The sequence below is a fragment of the Chryseobacterium sp. SG20098 genome, assembly GCF_031844745.1.
GTDB classification, from domain to species: domain Bacteria; phylum Bacteroidota; class Bacteroidia; order Flavobacteriales; family Weeksellaceae; genus Chryseobacterium; species Chryseobacterium cucumeris.
Genome location: NZ_CP134622.1, coordinates 4,929,101 through 4,954,617, shown reverse-complemented (window position 1 = coordinate 4,954,617; position 25,517 = coordinate 4,929,101). Strand labels below are relative to the sequence as shown.

The following is a 25,517-nucleotide window of genomic DNA, read 5'->3' as shown; positions in this document are numbered from 1 at the left end:
GATCCCCATCATTTAGTTTTTTAATCAATTACAACACTATCACCGTCATTCCGTATGAATCCATGCTATGTCGAAAAAAGAGCCAAGATTCTTCGGAATGACAAAGACTCTGATTAAATTGTACTGCTATGTTTAGATCAGTTCAGATAAAAAAAAGCTGCTTCATTTTTGAAACAGCTTTTGTATGTTATAAAATCAATAATTAGAATTTAATTACAGATTTCATTTTTTCGTTTTCTTCCATTACCAATTCATCATCAACAAGGATTTTTCCAGAGTGCTCATCAATGATGATTTTCTTTCTCTGAGCAATTTCCATTTGCTTTTGAGGAGGGATAGTGAAGAATGATCCTTTTGGAGCTCCTCTTTCTAATCCTACTACAGCAAGACCGTTGATAGAGTTAGTTCTGATTCTGTTGTAAGAAGCTAATAATCTCTCATCAATTTTACCTGCGAATTCTTTAGACTGCTCTAAAAGATATTCTTCTTCTTTCTGCGTTTCAGAGATCAGACCATCCAATTCTTCTTTCTTGAATTTCAAATGGCTTTTCAAATCATCGATCTTAGAGTTCAGTTCGCTTAAAGTTTCGTTTTTGTGAGCAATTTTAGCTCCGAACTCTTTAATTCTTTTTTCAGCAAGCTGAATTTCCAGATCCTGGAATTCCATTTCCTTCCCTAATGCTTCAAACTCTTTATTGTTTCTTACATTATCCTGCTGAGATTTGTATTTCTCAATTAAAGTTTTAGCATGGTTAATCACTTCATGCTTTGTTTTGATCTGATCCTCCTGATCTTTGATATCAGCATGAAATTTTTCAGCTCTTTTTTCAAGACCTTCAATCTCAATCTCAAGATCTTCAACTTCAATTGGCAATTCTCCTCTAGTATTTCGGATTTCATCCAATCTTGAATCAATGATCTGTAAATCGTATAAAGCTCTTAATTTTTCTTCAACTGAAATATCGTTGGTTTTTGCCATATTTAAATGAAATAATTTACTGGGTTTGTTTTTTCAATAGATTTTGAAATTGCAAATGTACTAAATTTTTGTGATAAAATTTCAAATAATTGTTGACTAACAAATTGTTCTGATTCATAATGTCCAATATCACAGATCAGCATTTTAGACTCAGCCAGAAAATAGTCGTGATATTTGAGGTCTCCGGTAAGGTAAGCATCACATTTCCTGGCAGCTGCAGATCGTATTCCACTTGCCCCAGATCCTCCCAGAACCCCTACTCTTTTGATTTTTTTATTGTTAAAAGAGGAATGTTTAATCACTTCCAAACCAAATTTTTCTTTTACCAATCCAAGGAAATCTTTTTCATCCATTTCTTCTTCAAGATCTCCATACATTCCCAAGCCGGCATGATGATTTTTATTATCCAGATTATAAATCTGATAAGCTACTTCTTCATAAGGATGCGCTGTCTTCATTGCGCCCACAATCTGCCCTTGTTTAAAACCTTCAAAAATCACAGAAATCATATCTTCATCTGCATTTTCGCGAATTCCCTGTTGTCCTGAAAACGGATTTGAACCTTCTGCAGGCCTGAATGTTCCGTTACCATTCACTGTAAAACTGCATTCGTCATAAAATCCGATATTTCCAGCTCCGGCAGAGAACATAGCTTCTTTTACTTTTTCTGAATAGTCTTTGGGAACAAAAACCGTTAACTGTTTTAAATTATTTTCTTTAGGCTGCAGAATTTTCATATTCTTTAATCCCAACTGACTGCATATCCCATGGTTCACTCCAAAGAAATCATTATCAAATGCAGTGTGGATGGCATAAATAGCTACTTTATTTTCAATAGCTTTTAAAACAGCTCTCTCTACGTAGTTCTTCCCTGTTAAAGATTTTAATCCGGAAAATATAATGGGATGAAAGCATACGATCAGATTGCAGTTTCTTTCAATAGCTTCATCAACCACATTTTCCAATGCATCATGGCAAACCAGAATTCCTGATACATCACGGTCGTAAACCCCGCACAGCAATCCTACGTTATCAAAATCTTCTGCCTGTCTGATACTTATTTCCTCTTCAATCTTTGCAATTACAGTTTTTAGCTTCATTAATTTTATATTTTACAGTTACAGCGAAGATATTAATTTTACGGTAAAAATTTCCAACCCCATAAAAAAACCGGCTTTCATAAACCGGTTTTATTTTGATATTAAAAAAGAATAAAGTAACACTGTTAATCTTTGAAAAGAGATACTCTTGTAAAGGATTCCACAACAACACTACAGTTGATATCAGACTCCATAAAAAGCTGATATCCTCTTCCCGGATCAAGACTCGCAGGGTCTGCAATGGTATAGAAATAAAAGGTAAGAATGTTACCCGTTCCACTGGAACCACTCGGAACCAGCTGGATAGAGTTAATTTCAAAGCCTGAATCAGGATTTTTAAAAGTAGCTTTTATAGATCCTGAAGAATTGGATCCTGGAGTGATGGTAGCAATTACTCTCCATACATGTACTTGCCCGTAAATTTCATTTTCTCGCCATTTACCAGTTGCCGAGATATAGATATTACTGGTTACTCCGGGAAATGGAACAGTGGTTTCCGGCCAGCTTGTAGTAGGGCTTGCGGCAAATACTAACGGAGTAGCATAAAGTACCTGTTGTCTTGGGCCGTAGCCGCTTCCTGCTGCACTTAAACTGAATGAGGGTTTTACATTTGCGTTTCCAGAATTGATTTTAACGACACCATCGTTACCAGCCTGAGAAGATGTGGGAACAAAAAGCTGTCTCCAGAGGGTACCGTCCCAATACTGGAAGTTATTTGTTGTCGTATTAAAAATAAGGGTTCCTGCAGTAAGGTTAGGGTTTACCACACCTGCAGGAGGTACTGTGGAAACGTCATTATCAGCCAGGTTGGTATCCCGGTCAGTATCTGTAAGACGATGAATAAGAATTCCTTTTTGGTTGGAAACTATATCCAGTACTGAAGCCCCATTCGGTGCTGAAGTATTAATCCCAACCTGAGCGTTAACAAAACTGTTTATAAAAAACAGAATAAACAAGGTTAAAATTTTTCTCATGATATAAAGCTTTTGTAGAATAAAATTACAAACTTGGATGAAAAAAATGTTAAAAATTTAATTTTTATACGTCATATTTTATTCGTATTTTACTAAATATAACACATTGAAAACCATACAATTAATACTAAATAATTCACTTTTTAATGATAGATTTTTTATTAACATTTGCAAGATTCTTTTAACAATCATATATTTACCGTATACATTATAGAAATTATTAACTTCGCTGTGAAATAACCTTATATAAATGGAAAGAGAACATAATCTGATTCCTGAGGATACTCTATGGAAAAGATTCCTTTACCGGATAATTTATCGCTCCGATACGAAGCTTGGAAAACTGTTCGACATCATATTATTGTCATTGATTCTTGCCAGTACTGCTATTATTATGATGGAAAGCGTACCAAAGCTTGATAAAAGATTCCATTATACCTTTCTGATTCTTGAATGGATCATCTCTATTTTTTTTACAGCAGAATATTCTATGCGGATTGCGGTGGTAAAAAACAAAAAGAATTATATATTCAGTTTTTTCGGAATTATAGATTTCCTTGCTCTTGTTCCTTTTTATCTAAGCTTTATTTTCCCTGTTACTAAATATTTCCTGATTTTCAGAATGCTGAGAATGCTGAGAGTGTTCAGAATTTTCAACTTGCTTGATTTTATGAATGACGGGTATTTTATTGTGCGGGCTCTGAAAAACAGTTCGAGAAAGATTTATATTTTCCTTTTATTCCTGATTATATTCTCTGTGATTGTAGGATCACTTATGTTCATGGTAGAAGGCGGAAGACAGGGCTTTGAAACAATACCTCAATCCATCTACTGGGCAGTTGTTACGGTAACTACTGTAGGCTACGGTGATGTATCACCTATAACGCCTTTAGGAAAATTCTTTGCAGTTATTCTCATGCTGGCAGGTTATTCCATTATTGCAGTTCCTACCGGTATTGTAACAGCCGAAATGAGAAACAAAAGACAGAACCTGGAAATGGTATGTGAACGTTGTGGCAATGAAGATATTGATGATGATGCAAGATACTGCAAGAAATGTGGCAAGAAATTAGCTTAACATCTGGTATAAGTAAAATTTATTCACTAAATACCACAAAATCATGGAACCAAAAAAGAAAAACAGACCCAATAGCTTAGTGATTATTCTTTTTGCACTGATTGTGCTTATGATCATCATCTATTTTATATTAGCAATGTTCTTCCCTACCGTATTTGACCTTATGAATAAAGGAGAAATACAGCCTGTACCCAATAAATGATGAGTGATGTATGCTGGGTAATATGTGATGGAAAATATTCGATAATCGATAACGGCCACAGGATAAAATAAAAAAGATGAGTGAAATATTTTGCTCATCTTTTTTCATTCAAACATTTAATAAGATTCTATTCAATCTCCATAAAAAAGACGGATCATCAATGACCCGCCTCCCTTTTTTATTTAAATGATGAATTATTTTTTTATAGCTTTAATAGTCTGCTTAGATCCGTCTTTCATTTCAAGTGTTACTACATAAACTCCTTGCATCAGATCTCTTAAATGGATTGTAGATTCAGGGTTGATAATAGTTTTCACCAGTCTTCCTGTCGCATCTGTCACCATTACATTTTTTACATTTTTCACATCAGAGATATTCAATACATCCGTAAATGGATTAGGATAAAGCTGGATATTATTTTTCGCTTTAGCAACTTCAGCTGTTGCCAGATTCGCGTTATTAATACTGATATCGTCAATATATAGATTATACTGGTCTGGATCTGAATAAGCATTAAATCCAAAGAAATACACTCCTGTTGTAGGTACAGTAAACGTTATAGATTCTGTATGTGCCATTTCATCATTGATTGAAGGATAATCTGCAATAGAACCTGTCATAGCAGCTGCAGCTGGTGAAGTTCCGTAGGCTACCTTCAATTTTTCGACATAGGTTGATGAGTTATTACCATATTTATAACTAATAGTATACTGCACTCCTGCTGTCAAATTCAATCCTTGTGTAAAGAACCATGCATTACCGGAATTGGAAGAGTTATACTGGTATTTCAACACATTGGTAGTGAATCCCTGGCTATCAGAAGGAGGATCCATTGTTACCCAATCATTTCCTGTTCCCGCATTAACATTATTTGTACAACCAGGTAAATCTGGAACAGTAACGTTTTCAAAATCTATCGTGTAAGGAAGATTCGTACTTGAACATAATGTTGTAAAGGTAGCAGAATCACTCCATATACTTTTACTTGTTGCGCTACAGGCAGATCTTACCCATACGTAATAAGGAGTGGAAGCAGCTAAGCCTGGAATATTATAAGTGGTTGCTGTAACTCCTGTAAAGTTAGGTGTACTTGTTGCCGTAGGTGCTGTATTCGTTGTACTGTAATAAATATCATAGCCGTTAGCCGGAACCGGAGTGGCTGCTGCCCAGGAAACTGTAGCTCCTGCAGCGGTAATATTTGAAACAGCTAATGCATTAGGTTCGCTACAAGCCGGTGCAACATCTATATTAATATCATCAACGTATAATTTATTCATATTAGCATCAGAATAGGCCTGGAATCCAAAATAATATACTCCGGTAGTTGTTGGTGTGAAGTTCGTAAAAGAACTTGTTGCAGTGCTGATCACAATATCCGAGTGGTCTGCTAATGTATTAGTCATTCCTGCACTGGTAGCTGAAGTCCCATAGGCTACTTTCAGTTTTTCAGCATATACAGTTCCTTCCGCATTGGCATATTTATATTTAATTCTGTAAGTCACTCCTGCAGTAAGATTAATTCCGTTGGTAAAAAACCAGGTATTCGCATTCTCTGCATAGTCATATGAATACTGAAGAACATTTCCTGTAAATCCCTGAGCATCCAGATCACCTGTTTCCCATATATTTCCTGCCCCATCATTCACTACAGAGGTACAAGTTGGCATATCTGGTGGAGTTATACTTTCAAAATCCAATGCATAAGGCACTCCCACAGCAACACACGAGGTCATAAATGTGGCCATTTGAGACCATGCACTCTTATTAGAAGCACTGCATACAGAACGTACCCAGACATGGTAAGTAGTGGCTGGTGTAAGAGAAGGTAGATTTGCAGTCAATCCATTGATAGACCCGGAAACTACTGTCGCAGCAGTAGGATATGTACTGGAAGTTGAGTAATAATATTCATAACCACTTCCTGGAGCAGAAGACGGAGCTGTCCATCCTAACTGAGCTGAATTGGCAGTAACAGCAGATACTGTTAAAGCAGACGGAGCAAAACAAGTCGGAACCGCCCCAATTACTACTGTATAATCATGAGCCTCTCCATATCCGTCTGTATTACAAGGAATAGGATCTCCGGAGAATCTATCCCCTACTCTCATTCTGTAAGTACCTGGAGTTACAGTTGAAGGAATTGTGATAAGCCCTGCCGTAATATCATTCCCTCCTATAAGCGTACTGCTTGCAGAAGCCACAAGCTCCGGAGCAGCATCATCAAAAGTTCCATCGTTATTGAAGTCAATCCAGATACGAACATTCTGATCACTGTAATCATGTTTAACGCTAAAATCATAACTTAAACCTGCACTGAGATTAATCGTCATCGAGGTATAATCTCCATAAGCATTAGTAGAGCAACCTGTATTAGAATGATCAAATCCGGCACCCGGAATTGCAAAAGTATCTATCATATCCCCGCCACTACAGCCACTAGCGAAAGCAGGCGTACAATAGGTTTGCGCGGAGGATAAAAAGCCAGTTATTAAGAAACCAACGAGTAAAAAATTTTTCATATAAATCAGTATTAGTTAATCAAATCTAGTGAAAATCAGCAATAAAAAAAATATTTTTTTCATCATATGACAACAAATATAAATTTTCTTTCAACAAAAGACAATCACCCTTATAAACAAAGAGACTGCTCAAATTGAACAGTCTCTCTCTTTATTAGTAAGAAATTATTTTATCTTTTAATTGCTTTAACGGTTTGTTTAGATCCGTCTTTCATATTCAGGATTACTAAATACAATCCTTCTTTAAGATCTCTCAACTGAAGTTCAGAAGAAGGTTTTTCTATTGTTTTAATCAATCTTCCGGAAACATCAACAATTGAAACAGATTGTACTTTGGATACATCAGAGATCGTTAATCTATCTGTAAACGGATTAGGGTATACAGTAAGCTTATTCTCTTTTATTGCAGTTTCAGAAGTTGCCAAATTAGGATTCTGCTTTACTTCCACATTATCTAAAAGAACATCATCATAGAAGTATCCGTTACCACTCACGTTTTTATCTACAGTAAACCTCACCTGAATAGTTGCTCCGATATAAGAAGCTGCTAAAGGAACAGCAACTGTTCTCCATTGATTTAAGTTGGTATTATCACTAAAGATCACTACCCAACCGTTTCCATCATTTACCTCTACCGTAAGTTTATTATTATCATAAGTAGAAGGGGAAACTGTAGTACCACTTGACATAGAATGGTTTTTAAACCAGTCAAAAGAAACAATTGGCGCAGTTAATCCCGTTAAATTTACAGAAGGAGTAACTAATTGTACAGTATTTACACCAGCTCCTGCATATGGCGAACTCGCATCCACCCATGCATAGGTACCAGCTGCTTTTTGGTTATTAGCCGGACTTGCACCATAATCTGCACTTCCTGCAAATTTCCAGAAAAGAGTTGCATCCGTACCTGTTGCTGTAGGGTTTACATTGTTCCAGCAGTTTGGTGCTGCTCCACTATCAAAGTTTTGAACAAAAGGTGCCATAACTGTTCCACAAAGTGTATTGAAAACAGCAACAGTAGAACTCCATGCACTCTTATCAGAAGAACTGCAAACCGATCTCACCCATAAATAATAGGTAGTAGAAGGAGAAAGTCCGGATAGAGGAGCTGAAGTTGTAGTACTGGTTCCCAAAGCTGTTGTAGAAGCGGTAGGAGCTGTACTGCTTGTAGAATAGTAATACTCATATCCACTTCCAGGTGCTGTGGCAGGAGCTGTCCATGAAACACTTGCTCCAGTAGTTGTAATCGCTGAAACTGTAACAGCAGATGGCTCTGAACAAGTAGGAGTAACATCTATATTGATATCATCAACATAGATTTGATTCATATCTGCAAGAGAATATGCCTGGAATCCGATATAATAAACTCCTGTTGCGCTTGGCGTAAAGTCTGTAAAAGTATTTGTAACAGTTCCACCGGTAATATTACCATGATCTGCTATGGTATTCGTCATCGCCGAACTTGCAGGAGAAGATCCGTACGCTACTTTTACTTTTTCAGGATATTGTGTTGTACCGGTTGCGTTTGCATATTTATATTTAATTCTATAGCTAACGCCCGCTGTAAGGTTTAAACCTTGGGTAAAGAACCATGTATTGGCAGCATTACTACTGTTGTATGAATAATTAAGTACTTTCCCTGTAAATCCGGTTGGAGCAGTTGCTGTTTTCCATAAATTCCCGGAACCGCTATTAATAACTGTTGTACAAGTCGGTAAAGCCGGAGTAGTAACACTTTCAAAATCTAAAGTATATGGTAAGCCAGTTGAGCTACACACTGTCTGGAATGACCTTACTGTACATGCTGTTGCAGGACCTGTAATATTGGCAGTGTAGCCAGTAACAGAGTAATAATATGTAGTAGCAAAGTTGAGAGGTGTAGTGATCGTATAAGAATTACTAGCTCCACCCGCGATATCCATATCTAAAACATCATTTCCTCCTGAAGTGGTTCCGACTTTTAGTTTGTATACTGCAGCACCATTTATGGCAGTCCATGTAATGGTAGGAGTTACACTTACTCCTGTAGCGCTGGAAGCCGGAGCTGTTACTGTAGGACAAAGACCTAATGTTGTAAAGTTAGCCGAGCTTGACCATACCCCTTTATCTGTTCCGTTACAGTTTCCTCTCACCCAATAGTAATACTGAGTTGAAGGAGTCAAACCTGATAAGTTAGCTGTTGTTACCCCTGCACCTACAGAACCCGAAGGAGTAACTGTTGAAATCGGAGCAGTTGAATTGGTAGAATAATAATATTCATATCCATTACCCGGAGGCGTTGTTGACGCCGTCCAGCTTATCGTTGCAGATTCAGGAGTCAGAGCAGCAGAAGAAAGGCCGGTTACTGTACTTGCGCAGTTCGGTGTAGTTGAAAAAGATCCTGCAGACACATATCCGCTTCCGGATCCGGCTGCATTTGGAATATGAGAATACACGGATTGTACTGCACCATTTAAAGCCTGTACCTGAACCTGGTAGGCCGTATTCTGAGTAAGACCTGTAATTGTAGCAGAAGCAGCAGAAACGGGATTACCCACAAGATCTGTCCAATCGCAGCTTCCAACTGCTCTATACTGAACATTATAGCCGGTTGCCCCGGTTGGAGCGGTCCAGTTTACAGTTGCAGCACTATTGGTGATTCCGGTTGCAGCAGCAAAAGTTCTTACAGGCGCCTGCGTACCAGGAGTCCATTTATATTGTAAACCTGCGGGAATTTTAACGTTTGCATTGGTTGTACTGGAGAAAAGCATAGTACTGTTATTAGCACTACCAGTAACTGCTTTAGACCAATCACAGGTAGTTCCGTTCGGTACATTTCCAATCATCAGAGAATTTACATTGGATGCGTAAGTAGTACTGTTTCCTCTTATTCCTACCTGAGGAGTACTATTTGAGGTACTGGTTCCTGGGTCTGTACAGTTTCCATAAATAATTTTGATTTCACCTGTAGCATACACCAGACGGATCTGAAAGTTCAATCTTTCGGTAGACCGGTTACTATAATTAGCATGATCCTGCCACTGCACAACAAATTCAGTCCCCAGATCCTCATATCTTACTTCATGATTTCCAGGCGGCTGTGTTGCATCCGATGATGAGAAACCTCCATCCTGTCCAAAAGCGGAAATTGCTCCTGTAGTTGTTCCTAAAGATGACATTGGAGTATAATTTGTCCCTGAAGGAGCAGCTCCAAAAGTTATAAATCCATTGGCACTTATATAACACGTAGTCATAGAAACGCCGCCGAAATTAAAAGGAGAAGACAGAGGAATTGCCGCGGATACTTCATTGTCATAAGTAGTATTGGTTCCGGTAGGAAATAATTTTGTACCTCCTGTAATCGAGGTGTAAGCTACCCCAGTACTTTTTGAAAAAGTATAGTTGGCAACATTGGTTTGTGCATAGACTCCCATACTCAGGGAGGCTAAACACGAAAGTAGTAATTTCTTCATAAAATAGTAATAATAATAGTTTGGGCGGTAAATGTATAAATATTAATTTAATTTTTAAACGAAATATTAAAAATTATCATAATTTTTTACGCTAAAACAACTAAAACCACCATTAAAACATAATAAAATTAAACATTTATTTAAATTTAACAATTATTTCGCAATATATTGAAAAATATTAAACATCTAATTATCAAATACTTAAATACTATACAACCAAAATAGACTTCAGAAAATTTTTCTATTTAACATAAATAAATATTTAAAATTTTTCATCAATATCATCAAATAGCAAACAAAAAAAAGAGCGACCTAAGCCACTCTTTTATATTATTAAGTATTTTCTAGTTTAAATAAAACTCATATTTATTAAGAAGTTGAATTTCTTTAATCAAATCTCCATTAAGATCCACCGAATGCTTCATAGACTGCACTTCAATATGGGAGTCATCTTCGAGATTTTTAATAAAGAATTTCAGTTTTTGATTTCCTTTGTTTCTGTCGAGAACTGTTCTGAAAAAGTCAAGATCCTCAGGTCTTACATCCATTACATCCATTACTAAAGATATACTTTTTGCAAACCGTTCAAATGCTTCCTGAAGTTCTATCACATCATTTACATTCACGAAGACTCTTCCATCTTTTACCTGAGCAAATTTTATTTTAAAAATAACAAATCTCTGAACTTCCAGTTTCTCCTTCAGCCTCATATAATCTCTGTCTCCCAACCTGAATGAATATGATCCTGAATAATCTTCGAGCGTAACAAAAGCTACTTTCTCACCACTCCTGAAACCATCCTGAACTCTGTATTCAGTAATAAGACCAGCTACAGTATATTCTTTTCCTCCGCCGCCATTTTCTCTTTCTTTCTGAAGCGTTTTCCAGTCTTTCTTTTTCTCTTCAAACAACTCTTCCTGTTTATTAGAAAAAGCCTGTTCTTTATAAGCATCTACCTCATCCAGATTCAGGAATAAGAAATTTCCTTTTGGTTCTGCTTTTTTAGTCACTTCCTCCACTACTTCCTCTTCACCAGCCACTACATCATCTGAGACAATTTCTATAAGATCTACAGCATCATCCTGAGCATCCTTCTCCAATACGGGTGTTTCATCCGTAACTACTTTATCTTCCTCATTTTTCTCAAGAACAGATTTTTTAGAAAGCCGCCCCTGCATAAACTGGAACTGATATTTAAATTCATCCAGCGGATGGGCAGAAAGATAGAAACCGATAATCTCCTTTTCTTTATTAAGTTTATGCATATTTGGCCATTCCGGACAAGGTGCCAATTTCGGCTGCTCAATCTGAACTTCTTCCGCAAAATCTGCAAATAAAGAATGTTCCATCTCATTTTTACTTTCCTGGAAGCTCTGCCCATATCTGATAAGCCTTTCAAGATTGGTCTTTCCAGCCATATCAATGTCAAAATACTGTCCTCTGTGGAAAGAATCCAGTTCATCAAAAGCTCCGGCAAGCACCAAACTTTCCGCTACTCTTTTGTTCATCTGGGAAGGCATTATTCTTTCGAAAAAATCGTAAATATTTTTAAATCTTCCGTTCTCTCTTTCTCTTGTAATACATTCACTCGGTCCTTCACCAATTCCTTTGATTGCTCCCAATCCAAAACGGATCTGCCCCTTTTCGTTTACGGAGAACTTGTATTGAGATTCATTTACATCCGGTCCTAATACATCAACTCCCATACTTTTACAATCTTCCATGAACATGGTAATTGCATCCGTATTGTTAATGTTATTACTCATTACACTCGCCATATATTCCGCCGGATAATTCGCTTTTAAATAAGCAGTCTGATAAGCAATAAACGCATAACAGGTTGAGTGAGACTTGTTAAAGGCGTATTCTGCAAAGGCCTTCCAGTCGTTCCAGATTTTCTCTAATCTCTCCTCATTCAGGTTATTTTTTCTCCCTCCTTCAATGAATTTCGGGTACATTTTATTAAGAACATCGATCTGCTTTTTACCCATCGCTTTTCTCAAAGTATCGGCTTCACCTTTGGTAAAGTTGGCCAGTTTTTGAGACAAAAGCATTACCTGCTCCTGATAAACGGTAATCCCGTATGTTTCCTTTAAATATTCTTCTGTTTCTGGTAAATCGTAGACAATTTCTTCAATTCCATGCTTTCTGTTGATGAAGTTTGGAATGTATTTAATAGGACCCGGACGGTACAATGCGTTCATGGCAATGAGATCGGCAAAAACCGTTGGTTTAAGCTCCCTCATGTATTTTTGCATCCCTGGACTTTCATACTGGAAAATCCCTACTGTTCTTCCTTCTTTAAATAGCTGATATGTTTTAGCATCATCAAGAGGAATAAGATCCGGATCAATATCAATATCATATCTTGCTTTTACCAGCTTCAATGCATCCTTAATAATAGTCAGAGTTCTCAACCCCAGGAAATCCATCTTCAGAAGTCCCGCACTTTCCGCCACTGAGTTATCAAACTGTGATACCAGGATATCTGCATCTTTCGCTGCAATAGTCACCGGAACCAGGTTACTCACATCTTCCGGCGTAATGATTACACCACAGGCGTGAATCCCGGTATTCCTGATACAACCTTCCATCTTTTTGGCGCTTGCCAAAACTCCATGTCTCGCATCATCAGGAGTATCAAGAACATATCTCATTTCATCAACGAGCATCTGTTCTTCCGGCTTTAATTTATCATATTTTGCTAAAGCTTTCGCAATGTTCATCCCCGGACTCGGAGGAATCAATTTAGCAATATTGTTCGTGTCAGGAATTGGGACATCCAAAACTCTTCCGGCATCTTTAATGGCAGATTTTCCTCCCAACACGGAGTATGTGATAATCTGTGCCACCTGAGTTTTTCCGTATTTTTCAACTACCCATTTGATAATTTTATCTCGTCCTTCATCATCAAAGTCGATATCAATATCGGGCATGGAAACCCTTTCAGGATTTAGAAATCTCTCAAAAAGGAGATCATATTTAATAGGGTCTACGTTGGTAATTCCGATACAGTAAGCCACCGCAGATCCCGCAGCTGACCCCCTTCCAGGACCAACCCAAACCCCCATCTTACGAGCTTCATTACAAAAATCCTGTACAATAAGGAAGTATCCCGGATAACCGGTATTGGCAATTACTTCAAGCTCAAAGTCCAGTCGTTCTTTAATTTCATCAGTAATGCCTGTATCTTCATATCTTCTTTTCGCTCCTTCATAAGTAAGATAGGTAAGATAAGCCATCTCCCCTCTTTTTCCTCCGTCTACCTCATCTTCCGGATGGATAAATTCTTCAGGAATATCAAATTTTGGAAGGAGAACGTCCCTTTTTAAAGTATATGGTTTAAACTTTGCCGTAAATTCTTCATAGGCATCAAAAGCATCAGGATACGCTAGAAAGGCTTCTTTTATTTCATCAGAATTTTTAATAAAATATTCACCTGTTGCCAACCCTCTTCTTTTACCGAATCCCTTTCCAATAGGCGTTGTCAGCTTTTCACCATCTTTGATGCAGCTTACAATGTCCTGGATATTAGAATCATCTTTATTGGTATAAAAAGTCTCGTTCTGAGCAAGAATTTTAACATCATATTTATCAGCCAGATACAAAAGAACTTCATTCAAATGCTCTTCTTCAGGCAGTTTGTGATTCTGAATCTGAACATAAAAATCATCCTCAAAGGTATCTTTCCACCATTTGAAAAGCTCTTCCCCTTTCTGTTCACCGGTATTTAAAATCGCATCAGGAATATCTCCCATAATTCCGGAAGTCAAAGCAATGACTCCTTCTTTATACTGCGCAATCAATTCTCTGCTTACCCTTGGAACCCCAAAATAGAAACCTTTCAGAAATCCGATACTGGAAAGCTTTGCCAGATTTTTATAACCATTGAAATCTTTTGCCAAAAGCACTACCTGGGTTCTCCTGTCCGGATCATCCTTGGTAAATTGCTTTTGTTCATAACGTTCTGAAATATAAAATTCGCAACCTAAAACCGGGATAAGCGGTTCGGAAACAGGTTCAGCTTCATTAAATTCCGTTCCGTTTTCTTCTGCTTCCTGCTTTTTCGCCAGGTATTCTTTATGTTTCTTTGCCCTTTCACCATTAGCACTCTCAACTGCTGACACAAACTTGAAAGCTCCCATCATATTTCCCAGATCTACCATACCGACAGCAGGGAAGTTTTCATCAGTAGCTTTTTTAATCAAATCATTGATACTCGAAGTAGCGGTAAGTGTAGAGAAAACACTGTGATTATCAAAATTGAAATATTTTCCTAAATCAATTTCATCAATACTTCCGAAATCCTGTTGTTTTTTCTTATTATGAAAATCAGCGACCTGCCTTCTGATCACAATATTGAAAGGCTTAATAGGATCCGGATAAAGGCTTCTGAAATAAGCAAGCTGATCTTCTGAAATCTTTAATGTCTCAGCCGGTACTACTCCAATTCTTACCATTTCAAAGAAAGCTCTGGCAGTAGCATTTACGTCGGCAGCAGCATTATGGGCTTCATCAAATTTGCTCCCATAAAGTTTTTCATACAGTTCTTCAAGTTTTGGAGGTTTGAATCTACCTCCACGTCCTCCACCAAGCTGACAGAAGTCAGTCCCCAAAATCATGGTATCTGCTTTAGGCTTTTCCTGAAGATTATCTTTCAGATTTTTTCTATAAAATTCTGCTCCTACAATATTATAGTCGAATTCTACATTATGTCCGGAAACCACCCTTACCCTTTCAAGGACTTTAGAAAACTCTTCAAGAATTTCCTGCAGATCCCGTCCTTCTTCATTGGCAATTTTGGTTGTAATCCCGTGAATACGTGCTGCATTGAAGGGAATATCGTACCCTTCAGGTTTTATGATATAATCCTGGTTTTCAATCAAGTTTCCATCATCATCGTGTACCTGCCATGCAATCTGAACCATTCTTGGCCAGTTATCCGAGTCTGAAAGCGGAGCGTTGAAATTTTTTGGTAAACCGGTTGTTTCTGTGTCAAAAATTAAATACATATAATGTTCTAACTTTTTTATAAAAAGAGAATGTAAAGTTACTTCATTTTTTCTAATTATTAGTTTATGACAAAAACTCACAATATTCAGAATAGCTAAACAATTTCGTTTTGTAAAAAAAACAACCAACTCAAACAATGTTGAAATAAAATATTAAAATGTAATTAAAAAAATTAGAATTATTCATTTAAAACTATTAATTACTAAATATTTACCATATATTTGACAAATTACAATTTTAATATTTCAACAACTAAAATGAAGAAACATCTACTTCTCATCAGCACATTAGCAATAGCTTTAGTAAGTGCTCAAAACAACGATGGTTTAAAGAGAGAATTTGAAAGACAAAACAAAGAGAATAATGAAAAGTTTGACTCTTATGTTTCTAGAAGATTTGGTAGTGATAGAAATCCTGAAACTCAAAAAATAATTCAGGAAATGAGAGAAAATCTGGCCGGGTTTAGTGGAAATGTTCCCAACTTTTACCAGTCAGAAGATCAAACTCAAATTTTAAATAACAATGTTGATGCCCTAACAACTGCCGGAGGTGTCAATGGTCTAGCCGGATCATTTAAAGGTGAAGGAATTGTATATGCAATTTTTGATGGAGGAAGAATTTATGAAGCTCATACCGCTTTTAATAACGCGGCAGGTAGAATTTCCAACAAAGAAGCAGCCACTAATGCTTATAGTGCCCATTCAACAGGTGTAGCAAGTATTATTGGTGCTAAATCTTCCCCTTTATCAGCCACAAGTAATGGAGTTGTAGTCACAGGAAATGCAATGGGAATTGCATTAAATTCAACAATGGATTCTTACAGATTTGCAACAACAACATTACCTGGTAACTCAACTACAAGTACTGTATTTGATAAAATCTTGCTGGCCCAACCTAAAATATCCAATCACTCTTATGGTATAAATGCTGCCTGGGATTATAAAACTACGGCAAACGGATATCCTGCTAACGGATGGTATTGGGGAGGAAATTATATTTCCGGAACTAATTACGATCTAATGGGAACCTATTATACAAACGACAGATCTTATGACGCTATCGTTTATAATAACCCAACTTATACTATCGTGAAATCTGCCGGAAATTATTTCGGATTCGGACCAGGATATTCAGGCAGTACTACAACAGCTTATTATTATAATGGATCGGGGTATTCTACCTATGCAACAGGTACAGAACCACCTGCTAACTGTGCACAAGGTTATGACTGTATAGGTTATGGCTCATTGGCTAAAAATATTATTGTAGTTGGAGCAACAGATCCTATTACTACAAATAACAGTAGATACAGTGCTGCTACAGATGTTTTAAAGTCTGATTATAGTAGTGCAGGACCTAGAGATGATGGTGGTATTAAACCAGATATTTCCGCTCCGGGCACCGATGTCTGGATGGCATCTACTGCAGAAAATACAACAGGAAGTATAACCTGGCAGGTGAATAGTGGAACCTCAATGGCAGCTCCTCAGGTAGCCGGAATTATTGGACTTTGGATGCAGATTTATAAATCCCTGTTCAACAATGCTCAGCTTATAGCTTCTGCTTCAAAAACTTTAATGGTGCATTCAGCTCTTGAAGCTGGTCAGATAGGTCCAGATCCATGGTACGGATGGGGATACATTAATGCCAAAAAAGGTGCTGAACTTCTTGTAGGAAAATCCAACAACACCATCATATTTAATGATGAAACATTAAATAATGGTGCAGTTAATACCAAAACAGTTAAAGCATCCGGAACTGAACCTTTAAAAGTAACTATATCCTGGATTGATCCAGAGTATACCAACATTACGAATCAATGGGATAATCTATACAACAACAGAACCTCAAGATTAATTAATGATTTAGATGTAAAAATTATCAATACAACAAACAACACAACTTACCTTCCGTGGAAACTGGATGCCAATAACCCAATGTTGCCAGCAACAAAAGGAGATAATACAGTGGACAATGTTGAGCAGGTAGTTATTGATACTCCGACACCAGGAGCTGTTTACAGAATTGAAATTTCTCATAAAGGAACATTAAAGAATAACGCTTCTCCAAGTGTTACTTCTCCTCAAAACTACTCTGTTATCGTAACAGGATTTACTGAAGTATTGGGAACTAAAGAAACCGGATTCGCAATGGATGCTGTAACAGTAGCTCCAACTGTTGTAAAAGACTTTACCAATATATTAAAAGCGCCTAAAAAGGCTACTTTTAATGTTTATGATCTTTCAGGTAAAAAACTACAGACAGGTATCATTAACAATGATAAAGAAGCAGTAGATTTATCCACTTACACAAAAGGAATTTACATCATTGAAATAAAAACAGACAAAGATGTTATTTCTAAAAAAGTGATCAAGGAATAACCTATATCAACAAAGATTTTACACAAAATACTAACAGTTGTTAGTATTTTGTTTTTTTATGTATATTTGCTTCCTATGGAAAATGCACTTCACGAAAAAGTTTCTCAGGATATATTACTCAAAGCGTATAATCATATGATGCTGGCAAAAGCCATGGCAGACATCTACGAAGAAAACAGAAATGTATGCAAATACGTTCACAGTACTTCCAGAGGTCACGAAGCTATTCAGCTTGCAACAGCTTATCAACTAAAGAAAGAAGACTGGGTTTCTCCTTATTACAGAGACGAAAGTATTCTTTTAGGAATTGGTTTTGAACCTTATCAATTAATGCTTCAATTACTAGCCAAAGCTGATGATCCTTTTTCGGGAGGAAGATCATATTACTCACACCCTTCAAGTAGGGATGAAAACAAACCAAAAATTGTTCATCAGAGTTCTGCTACAGGAATGCAGACCATTCCTACGACAGGAGTAGCACAGGGTATCAAATACATTCAGGATTTCAACCTTCAGCAATTTGAAAATAATCCTGTTGTGGTTTGCAGCCTTGGAGACAATTCCGTTACAGAAGGTGAAGTAAGTGAAGCTTTACAATTTGCAGCTTTACACCAGCTTCCTATCATCTTCCTGGTTCAGGATAACGAATGGGGAATTTCCGTAACAAAAGACGAGGCAAGAACCTGTGACGCTTATGATTTCGTAGCTGGATTTACCGGATTAAGCAGAATGAGAGTAGATGGAACTGATTTTGTGGAAAGTTTCGAAGCTATGAAAAAAGCCGTAGATTTTGTTAGAACAGAAAGAAAGCCTCTTGTTGTCTGTGCCAAAACGGTATTGATCGGCCATCACACTTCAGGAGTAAGAAGAGAATTCTATAGAGACGAAGAAGATTTAACAAAACACAGAGCCAAAGATCCGGGAGAGATCCTTAGAAAACATTTACTGGAAACAGGTGTTGATGAAGATCTTTTAAAGCAAATCACTAAAAAGGCGCGTCTTGAAGCAGAAGAAGCTTTTGAAAAAGCTAAAAATGCAGAAGATCCAAAGCCTGAAAGCGTAATGCAGCACGTTTTCGCTCCTACTCCAATTATAGAGGAAACAGGAACTCGTGAACCTGCCAATGGAGAAAAGATTGTAATGGTAGATGCTGCCATCCACGCAATACAGGAATTGATGTGGAAACATCCGGAAGCACTTCTTTACGGACAGGATGTAGGGGAAAGAATTGGTGGAGTTTTTCGTGAAACAGTTACTTTAGGAAAAAAATTCGGTAGCAAGAGAGTATTCAATACAGCCATCCAGGAAGCTTATATCATTGGATCTACAGCAGGAATGAGTGCTGTTGGACTTAAGCCAATTGTTGAGGTCCAGTTTGCAGATTATATTTATCCGGGAATCAACCAGTTGATTACGGAAATTTCAAAATCAAATTATTTAAGTGGTGGAAAATTCCCTGTAAGCAATATCATCCGTGTTCCTATCGGAGCTTATGGAGGTGGTGGTCCTTACCACAGTGGAAGTGTTGAAAGTATCTTAGCCAATATCAAAGGAATCAAAATAGCATACCCAAGTAACGCTGCCGATTTTAAAGGATTATTAAAAGCAGCATATTATGATCCGAACCCTGTAGTAATGCTGGAACATAAAGGATTATACTGGAGTAAAGTTCCGGGAACTGAAGATGCTAAAACGATAGAACCTGCTGAAGATTATATTCTTCCATTCGGAAAAGGTAAAGTGATCATTGAAGCTGATAAAGATGAAACTGAAAAAGGCAGAACTTTATTAGTGGTTACTTACGGTATGGGAGTTTACTGGGCTAAAGAAGCAGCCAAAAGCTTCAATGGAAGAGTTGAAGTAATTGATTTAAGAACATTAATTCCTCTGGATGAAGAACTTGTTTTTGAAAGAGTAAAAGCGCACGGAAAATGTATCGTTCTTACAGAAGAGCAACTCAACAACTCTTTTGCAGAAGCTTTTGCGCATCGTATTTCTAAAAACTGCTTCAAGTATCTTGATGCTCCGGTAGAGACGATGGGATCACTGGATGTACCTGCTGTTCCGATCAATCTTGTGCTGGAAAAAGAGATGCTCCCAAATGCTGAAAAGCTCAGCAGTAAGATCGAAGAAATGCTGAAATATTAATTTTATATAAACTTAAAACCTCTAAAAATATTTAGAGGTTTTTTTATGCATTTTTTTCACTACTTTTATTTAAGATTATCAATCTCAATTCTAATCTATTATCAACCAAGAAAACACAATTATCCATTATCTGAGAGTTACTACAAAATACAATTAATCCCAGTTTGGTATTTATTTTGTCTATACACGCAAAACACATCCATTTTTATGATCACTACAAAATACGTCAATTATAAACAGGTTCTCAATTTATCGGGTTTTCATCTTATACTGATTTCAATCTGGTGTACTCTGATCGCTGTCCTGTTCTATTTTTTCAACTGGCAGTGGATGACGATTCCATGGGTTCCTGTAGCTTTAATTGGTACGGCAGAAGCATTCCTTGTAGGTTTTAAAAACAATCAGGCGTATGACAGACTTTGGGAAGCCAGAAAAATCTGGGGTGGAATTGTGAATTCCAGCCGTTCATTTGCCTCTATGGTATATGCCTTCGATACTAAAAATGAAGAAATTGGAGTTTTTGATCTTGAAGACCGTAAAAAAAGAATCGTCTACCGTCACATAGCATGGTTATATACTTTCCGGGAACAACTTTTGATTCCTACAGAATGGGAGCATATCAGCACAGAAAATAATAAATTCGGGAATATCAACCTGAGAAGAAACAGGTTAATAAAAGCCGGTTTTCCTGACTACGGAAGAGCTCCTATTTTCCTGCACAAATACCTTTCGGAAGAAGAATACGAACTCAAAAACGATTATAAAAACTTCGCCACCTATCTGGTTGCCCAACAGGCAAAAGATATCAATGAGCTGAAAAACATGAATGCTATCACAGATTTCAATCAGACACAGCTTCAGAACGCACTGAATGAATTCTACAATTTTCAGGGACAGGCAGAAAGAATCAAGAAATTTCCTTCTCCAAGACAGTTTGCCAGCACAGCCTTTGTTTTCAATATTCTCTTTATCATGCTTCTTCCACTAGGATTAGTGAATGAGTTTGCAAAGCTTGGCGACTGGGGAATCTGGACTTCTATTCCTTTCTGTATCATTATCGGATGGATTTATATCATTATGGAACTGGTAGGAGATTATTCTGAAAATCCTTTTGCAGGATTAATGTTTGATGTTCCGATGCTTTCAATCTGCAGAACGATTGAAATAGACCTTCTTCAGATGAGCGGAGAAACAGACCTTCCGGATCCTATTTCTTCTAAAAATGGAGTGTTGGTATAATTTCTTAGTTATCTTGAAGACCTAAACTTTATATCAAAATCATTGTAAAACTTTAAAATATTCTCTAAAAAGTATTCAAAAAGTTCATTGTTTTTCATAATTTAGAGGCATTGAAAGCATAAGCTATATTGATTCATCCGAATTGATTTAGCTTTTACTTTTTCCATCAACTAATAATTTTATCCTTCCTTTTGTAAACAATGAAATCCAACCAACTTCTGCAGGCTATCACAATGGTATGTCTTGCCTTATTCTCCCCTAAAGTGAAATCACAGGCAGCTTTCAACAAAGAGTTACCCAAAGAGTTTACGGACGGATTTACCAAAGAAATTAATGACAGCATTTCTTCTTTGGGATCTTTCATTGTTTCACAAAATAATAAGGTAATTTATGAGCAGTATTTCCATGGTGCCAATAAAGAAACTATTTTCAGTATAAAATCTGTTACCAAAAGTATCGTTTCTGTGCTGGCAGGTATCGCACAGGATAAAAACATACTTCCCAACCTCAATACTCCGGTTTTAAAAATTCTTCCGGAATACAATATATCGAGAAGCAGTTTCAAAAACATTTCCAATATTGAAGGAAAAGTAGCTCATGATTCCATCAGAAATACATTAACGTTAAAAAATCTATTAACCATGCAGGGTGGTTTTGACTGGGTTGAAAATTCAAAAATTTCAACAGCCATGTCATTTTCCGGTGATCCTGTAAAGTTTGTACTGGATCTTCCTTTTGAAGAATATCCGGGGACAGTCTTCAATTATAATAGTGGTGAAACCCATCTTTTCGGTACGGCATTAGCTAAAATCGTAAAGACTAATCTGAAACAGTTCGCTACAGAAAATCTTTTCAGGCCGTTAAAAATGAATACTCCACGATGGGATACAGACTCCATGAACAGGAATATTGCAGGTTCGGAAATGTTTATGAAACCTGAAGACATGCTGAGGTTTGGTACAATGATCCTGAACAACGGAAAATTTAGCGGCAAACAAATCGTCTCTTCAAAATGGATTCAGGAATCTACTTCTGAACAGGTACAACTCGATGCCTGGGATGTCATGCCGAATGCCAACGGTTACGGCTATTACTGGTGGCGAAGAAAAACCAATGGGCACCAGGCTTTCGTAGCAACCGGATATGGCGGACAGCTTATCTGTGTCATTCCTGATTTAAAAATGGTCATTGTAACCACTTGCTTTCTGAATGATAAAAATAAAGGCAGAACAGAGATTAAAAGACTCCATTATTTCATTGATAAAATAACCAAAGCAGACCAATAACTGAGTGGGAAATTTATCTATAATATGATTGCCGTCGTATTTTTCACTTCGGAAATCATAAAAGAACTGTGCGTACTTGCAATGTGTTGGAGCGTTGTAAGTTTCGTTAACATAAAACTGCGGTAATCTTCAATATCTTTCACTCCTATTTTAAGAATATAGTCATAATCTCCGCTTACGTGAAAGCATTCTGTTACTTCCTGAAGATCCATCACTTCCTTTTCAAACTGCAGTACAAATTCTTTTTTGTGCTGACTTAGTTTTACATGACACAACACGATAAAATTTTTCTTAACTTTACTCTTGTCCAGCAAGGCTACATATTTTGAAATAACACCTGCATTTTCAAGCTTTTTTACACGCTCATAAATTGCTGTAACAGACAATCCAAGCTTGCCGGACAGCTCTTTGGTGGTTTGCTTACAATCTTCCTGTAAAAAAAGTAACAGTTTCTTATCTGTTTCGTCAAGTTCCATAGATATTTTTTTGGTAAAAATTTAATAATATCGAAGATACTAAATGTTTTTTCTAAATAAACAATATTTTACAGTTTTATATTCTACAAATTCAATTTTATATTGTAATTATTAGGAAATTAATGCAAATTGGAACGATAAAATAAAAACAATATTTATGGAAAACTTTAACGCAGCCAATGAGATCCAGGATCTTCAGTATTTTGGTGAATTCGGGGGAGTGAATCCTTCTATCTCTGACAGCTCTACCTATACCTTCCTTTCCGCAAAGACAATGTTTGATACTTTCGAAGGAAATGCGGAAGGATGCTATCTGTATTCCAGACATTCATCGCCAATGAATCTTTATCTGGCGCAGGCTCTTGCCAAGATGGAAAACACAGAATCCGCCAACGTTACAGCATCCGGAATGGGAGCGATTACTTCTGTTTTGATGCAGGTGTGCAAAAGTGGAGATCATATTATTTCAAGCCGAACGATCTACGGAGGAACTTATGCTTTTCTTAAAAATTTCTTCCCTCAATTCAATGTAGCGACCACTTTTGTAGATATCAATAATTTTGAATCTATAGAAAAAGCTATCACTCCAGATACTAAAGTCATTTATTGCGAAAGTGTAAGCAATCCGCTGCTTGAAGTAGCAGACCTTAGAAAACTTTCCGAAATCTGTAAAAAACACAATCTGAAGCTGATTGTAGATAATACCTTCTCTCCTCTTTCTATCTCTCCGACATTATTCGGGGCTGATGTAGTAATTCACAGTTTGACAAAGTTCATCAACGGAAGCAGTGATACGGTAGGAGGAGTATATTGTGCAACTCAGTCATTTATTGATGACACCAAAAATGTAAATTCCGGTGCGTGTATGCTTCTTGGTCCAACGATGGACAGTTTAAGATCTTCAAGCATTTTAAAAAACCTGAGAACATTACACATCAGAATCAAACAGCACAGCCACAATGCCATGTATCTGGCTGAAAGATTTGAAAAAGATGGCTTAAAAGTATCTTATCCGGGCTTACCATCCCACAAAAACCATGAATTAATGAAAAGTATGATTCATGAAGAATACGGATACGGAGGATTACTGACTCTGGACGCCGGAACAACAGAAAAAGCAAACGAACTGATGGAACTGATGCAGACAGAAAATCTGGGGTATCTTGCCGTGAGTTTAGGATTCTATAAAACCCTATTCTCTTGCTCAGGAAAATCTACCTCATCTGAAATCCCTGAAGAAGAAAGAGCTTCCATAGGGATTTCGGACGGACTGATCAGATTCTCCATCGGTCTTGACCACGATATCAAAAGAACTTACCAAAAAATGAAGGAATGTATGTTGAAAGTAGGAGTTCTTAACCACCATGAAAACATTTCCATTTCCTAAATTTATTGTAAAAGGCTGTTTCATTTGCGAGAAACAGCCTTTTTTATTTATCTACTTACCTGTTTTGATATTGATTAACAAATGTTGTGTGTAATCTTTTATAGGTTTAGGCTAAAGCCATTGGAAGATTTTATTTGATGAATGGGCTAAAGCCCATTCCTATTAAAATTCGTTTATAAATAATTACTCCTGCTATTTCTTATAATAGTGATGCGGAAAAGCCTCCTCAGGCTTCATTCGGAAAACATTCAATAAAATCCATGATTTCAGGAAACCATACCCGTAAGAAAACATCTGAATATAGGTAGAAATAACTGCCATTCCGGCAATGCTGATATTTTTAGTCAACAATAAGGCATGAAACAGCACCAAAAAGGTATACAATCCGTAGAAAGCAAGGATAATTCCTCTGCCCATCACAAAATACTCCAGAAAGCCCATTATATATCCCAGCATAAATAAGGTAGGAAATGCAAAGGAAATCTTTACATAGTTCGGATGCCTCTGATTAAGAATCGGCCTTGCACAACCAAATTGGTAAACCTGCTTGGAGAATTTCCCAAAATCAACCCTACGCTTGTGATATACTGCGATATCATCAAAAAAAGCAGTGTTAAAGCCATTTTCCCAAAGAGTCATGGAAAGATCCGGATCCTCACCTATCCTCATTTCTGAAAATCCACCTACTTTTTCAAAAACAGTCTTTTTCACGCCCATATTAAAACTCCTTGGTTGAAATTTTGAAACAGCTTTCTTACTTCCTCTGATTCCTCCGGTTGTAAAAACAGAAGTCATAGAATACGAAATAGCCTTCTGCATCAGATTAAATCCTTTATGTGCTTTGTCAGCTCCTCCAAACGCATCACAAGGAATAGCCTGAATATCCTTTTTAATATGTTCGATATAATCTTTTTCAACGATGACATCACTGTCTACAAATACCAGCCATTCGTTAGCGGCTCTTGCTGCCCCATAATTTCTTGTCAGTCCGGGTCCTGAGTTATCTTTTCTGAAATATTTAATATCCAGGATTCCATCAAAATTTTCAATGGTAGGTTTCAGATCGATTAAAGAACCATCATCCACAATAATGATCTCAAACTCCTTATCTGTCTGCTGAGTAAGAGAGGTCAGCAACTCGAAAAGTTCATCTTTTCGGTTGTAAATGGCAACGACAATAGAAATAGTAGGCTTCAAATTGAAAATTTTTCAAAATTACTTATTCGCAGAACAACCTACAAACAGTTTAACAGCTTATTCAGATAAATTAACGATAGAGAATT

General features: G+C 37.0%; 15 protein-coding genes. 7 read left to right on the top strand and 8 right to left on the bottom strand.

Features of this window, described 5'->3' with window-relative positions; all coding sequences use genetic code 11:
• Positions 1-202 precede the first annotated feature (202 nt).
• The 3 genes from RHP76_RS22615 to RHP76_RS22605 form a co-directional block, all read right to left on the bottom strand.
• Positions 203-979, bottom strand: a complete 777-nt coding sequence (locus RHP76_RS22615) for a zinc ribbon domain-containing protein (RefSeq protein ID WP_120233156.1) — start codon at positions 977-979, stop codon at positions 203-205.
• A 2-nt stretch (positions 980-981) separates the two neighbouring features.
• Positions 982-2,079 (bottom strand): Nif3-like dinuclear metal center hexameric protein, encoded by a 1,098-nt coding sequence (locus tag RHP76_RS22610; protein WP_062671150.1) that lies wholly within the window; start codon positions 2,077-2,079, stop codon positions 982-984.
• Positions 2,080-2,204: 125 nt separating this feature from the next.
• The gene (locus tag RHP76_RS22605; RefSeq protein WP_311229130.1) at positions 2,205-3,053 is read right to left on the bottom strand and encodes a phage tail-like protein; all 849 of its coding nucleotides are present in this window, start codon (positions 3,051-3,053) and stop codon (positions 2,205-2,207) included.
• Between the two features lie 250 nt (positions 3,054-3,303).
• Between RHP76_RS22605 and RHP76_RS22600 the strand changes: the two genes are divergently transcribed.
• Together RHP76_RS22600 and RHP76_RS22595 are read left to right on the top strand one after the other, a co-directional pair.
• A complete protein-coding gene (locus tag RHP76_RS22600; protein WP_062671154.1) occupies positions 3,304-4,131 on the top strand; it encodes an ion transporter in 828 nt (275 codons plus the stop codon).
• Positions 4,132-4,174: 43 nt separating this feature from the next.
• Positions 4,175-4,333 (top strand): hypothetical protein, encoded by a 159-nt coding sequence (locus RHP76_RS22595; RefSeq protein WP_156106430.1) that lies wholly within the window; start codon positions 4,175-4,177, stop codon positions 4,331-4,333.
• Between the two features lie 194 nt (positions 4,334-4,527).
• On the opposite strand, the gene RHP76_RS22590 is transcribed toward RHP76_RS22595, so the two are convergent.
• From RHP76_RS22590 to dnaE, 3 genes are all read right to left on the bottom strand, one after another.
• The gene (locus RHP76_RS22590) at positions 4,528-6,852 is read right to left on the bottom strand and encodes a GEVED domain-containing protein (protein ID WP_311229129.1); all 2,325 of its coding nucleotides are present in this window, start codon (positions 6,850-6,852) and stop codon (positions 4,528-4,530) included.
• A 170-nt stretch (positions 6,853-7,022) separates the two neighbouring features.
• Positions 7,023-10,304, bottom strand: a complete 3,282-nt coding sequence (locus tag RHP76_RS22585) for a fibronectin type III domain-containing protein (RefSeq protein WP_311229128.1) — start codon at positions 10,302-10,304, stop codon at positions 7,023-7,025.
• Positions 10,305-10,648: 344 nt separating this feature from the next.
• The gene (dnaE, locus tag RHP76_RS22580; protein WP_311229127.1) at positions 10,649-15,316 is read right to left on the bottom strand and encodes a DNA polymerase III subunit alpha; all 4,668 of its coding nucleotides are present in this window, start codon (positions 15,314-15,316) and stop codon (positions 10,649-10,651) included.
• Positions 15,317-15,574: 258 nt separating this feature from the next.
• Here dnaE and RHP76_RS22575 point away from each other — a divergent pair, with 258 nt between their 5' ends.
• The 4 genes from RHP76_RS22575 to RHP76_RS22560 all read left to right on the top strand — a co-directional run bounded on the left by RHP76_RS22575 (position 15,575) and on the right by RHP76_RS22560 (position 22,371).
• The gene (locus tag RHP76_RS22575; RefSeq protein WP_288442236.1) at positions 15,575-17,698 is read left to right on the top strand and encodes a S8 family peptidase; all 2,124 of its coding nucleotides are present in this window, start codon (positions 15,575-15,577) and stop codon (positions 17,696-17,698) included.
• 75 nt (positions 17,699-17,773) lie between these two features.
• Entirely contained in the window at positions 17,774-19,846 is a 2,073-nt protein-coding gene (locus RHP76_RS22570) for an alpha-ketoacid dehydrogenase subunit alpha/beta (protein WP_311229126.1), read from the top strand.
• A 207-nt stretch (positions 19,847-20,053) separates the two neighbouring features.
• The gene (locus RHP76_RS22565) at positions 20,054-21,085 is read left to right on the top strand and encodes a bestrophin family protein (protein WP_062671165.1); all 1,032 of its coding nucleotides are present in this window, start codon (positions 20,054-20,056) and stop codon (positions 21,083-21,085) included.
• 200 nt (positions 21,086-21,285) lie between these two features.
• Positions 21,286-22,371 (top strand): serine hydrolase domain-containing protein, encoded by a 1,086-nt coding sequence (locus RHP76_RS22560; RefSeq protein ID WP_311229125.1) that lies wholly within the window; start codon positions 21,286-21,288, stop codon positions 22,369-22,371.
• Positions 22,372-22,388: 17 nt separating this feature from the next.
• Here the strand turns inward: RHP76_RS22560 and RHP76_RS22555 are convergent, their stop codons facing one another.
• Complete coding sequence (locus RHP76_RS22555; protein WP_034695278.1) at positions 22,389-22,847, bottom strand: Lrp/AsnC family transcriptional regulator; 459 nt, start codon at positions 22,845-22,847, stop codon at positions 22,389-22,391.
• Positions 22,848-23,004: 157 nt separating this feature from the next.
• Here RHP76_RS22555 and RHP76_RS22550 point away from each other — a divergent pair, with 157 nt between their 5' ends.
• The gene (locus RHP76_RS22550) at positions 23,005-24,234 is read left to right on the top strand and encodes an aminotransferase class I/II-fold pyridoxal phosphate-dependent enzyme (protein ID WP_062671169.1); all 1,230 of its coding nucleotides are present in this window, start codon (positions 23,005-23,007) and stop codon (positions 24,232-24,234) included.
• 192 nt (positions 24,235-24,426) lie between these two features.
• Here RHP76_RS22550 and RHP76_RS22545 read toward each other — a convergent pair whose 3' ends face one another.
• Positions 24,427-25,431, bottom strand: a complete 1,005-nt coding sequence (locus tag RHP76_RS22545) for a glycosyltransferase family 2 protein (protein WP_311229124.1) — start codon at positions 25,429-25,431, stop codon at positions 24,427-24,429.
• Positions 25,432-25,517 lie beyond the last annotated feature (86 nt).

What these genes read in the sequence shown, in the direction of transcription:
- RHP76_RS22615 (WP_120233156.1), bottom strand. Translation starts at nt 979, where the DNA reads ATGGCAAAAACCAACGATATTTCAGTTGAAGAAAAATTAAGAGCTTTA.
- RHP76_RS22610 (WP_062671150.1), bottom strand. Translation starts at nt 2,079, where the DNA reads ATGAAGCTAAAAACTGTAATTGCAAAGATTGAAGAGGAAATAAGTATC.
- RHP76_RS22605 (WP_311229130.1), bottom strand. Translation starts at nt 3,053, where the DNA reads ATGAGAAAAATTTTAACCTTGTTTATTCTGTTTTTTATAAACAGTTTT.
- RHP76_RS22600 (WP_062671154.1), top strand. Translation starts at nt 3,304, where the DNA reads ATGGAAAGAGAACATAATCTGATTCCTGAGGATACTCTATGGAAAAGA.
- RHP76_RS22595 (WP_156106430.1), top strand. Translation starts at nt 4,175, where the DNA reads ATGGAACCAAAAAAGAAAAACAGACCCAATAGCTTAGTGATTATTCTT.
- RHP76_RS22590 (WP_311229129.1), bottom strand. Translation starts at nt 6,852, where the DNA reads ATGAAAAATTTTTTACTCGTTGGTTTCTTAATAACTGGCTTTTTATCC.
- RHP76_RS22585 (WP_311229128.1), bottom strand. Translation starts at nt 10,304, where the DNA reads ATGAAGAAATTACTACTTTCGTGTTTAGCCTCCCTGAGTATGGGAGTC.
- dnaE (WP_311229127.1), bottom strand. Translation starts at nt 15,316, where the DNA reads ATGTATTTAATTTTTGACACAGAAACAACCGGTTTACCAAAAAATTTC.
- RHP76_RS22575 (WP_288442236.1), top strand. Translation starts at nt 15,575, where the DNA reads ATGAAGAAACATCTACTTCTCATCAGCACATTAGCAATAGCTTTAGTA.
- RHP76_RS22570 (WP_311229126.1), top strand. Translation starts at nt 17,774, where the DNA reads ATGGAAAATGCACTTCACGAAAAAGTTTCTCAGGATATATTACTCAAA.
- RHP76_RS22565 (WP_062671165.1), top strand. Translation starts at nt 20,054, where the DNA reads ATGATCACTACAAAATACGTCAATTATAAACAGGTTCTCAATTTATCG.
- RHP76_RS22560 (WP_311229125.1), top strand. Translation starts at nt 21,286, where the DNA reads ATGAAATCCAACCAACTTCTGCAGGCTATCACAATGGTATGTCTTGCC.
- RHP76_RS22555 (WP_034695278.1), bottom strand. Translation starts at nt 22,847, where the DNA reads ATGGAACTTGACGAAACAGATAAGAAACTGTTACTTTTTTTACAGGAA.
- RHP76_RS22550 (WP_062671169.1), top strand. Translation starts at nt 23,005, where the DNA reads ATGGAAAACTTTAACGCAGCCAATGAGATCCAGGATCTTCAGTATTTT.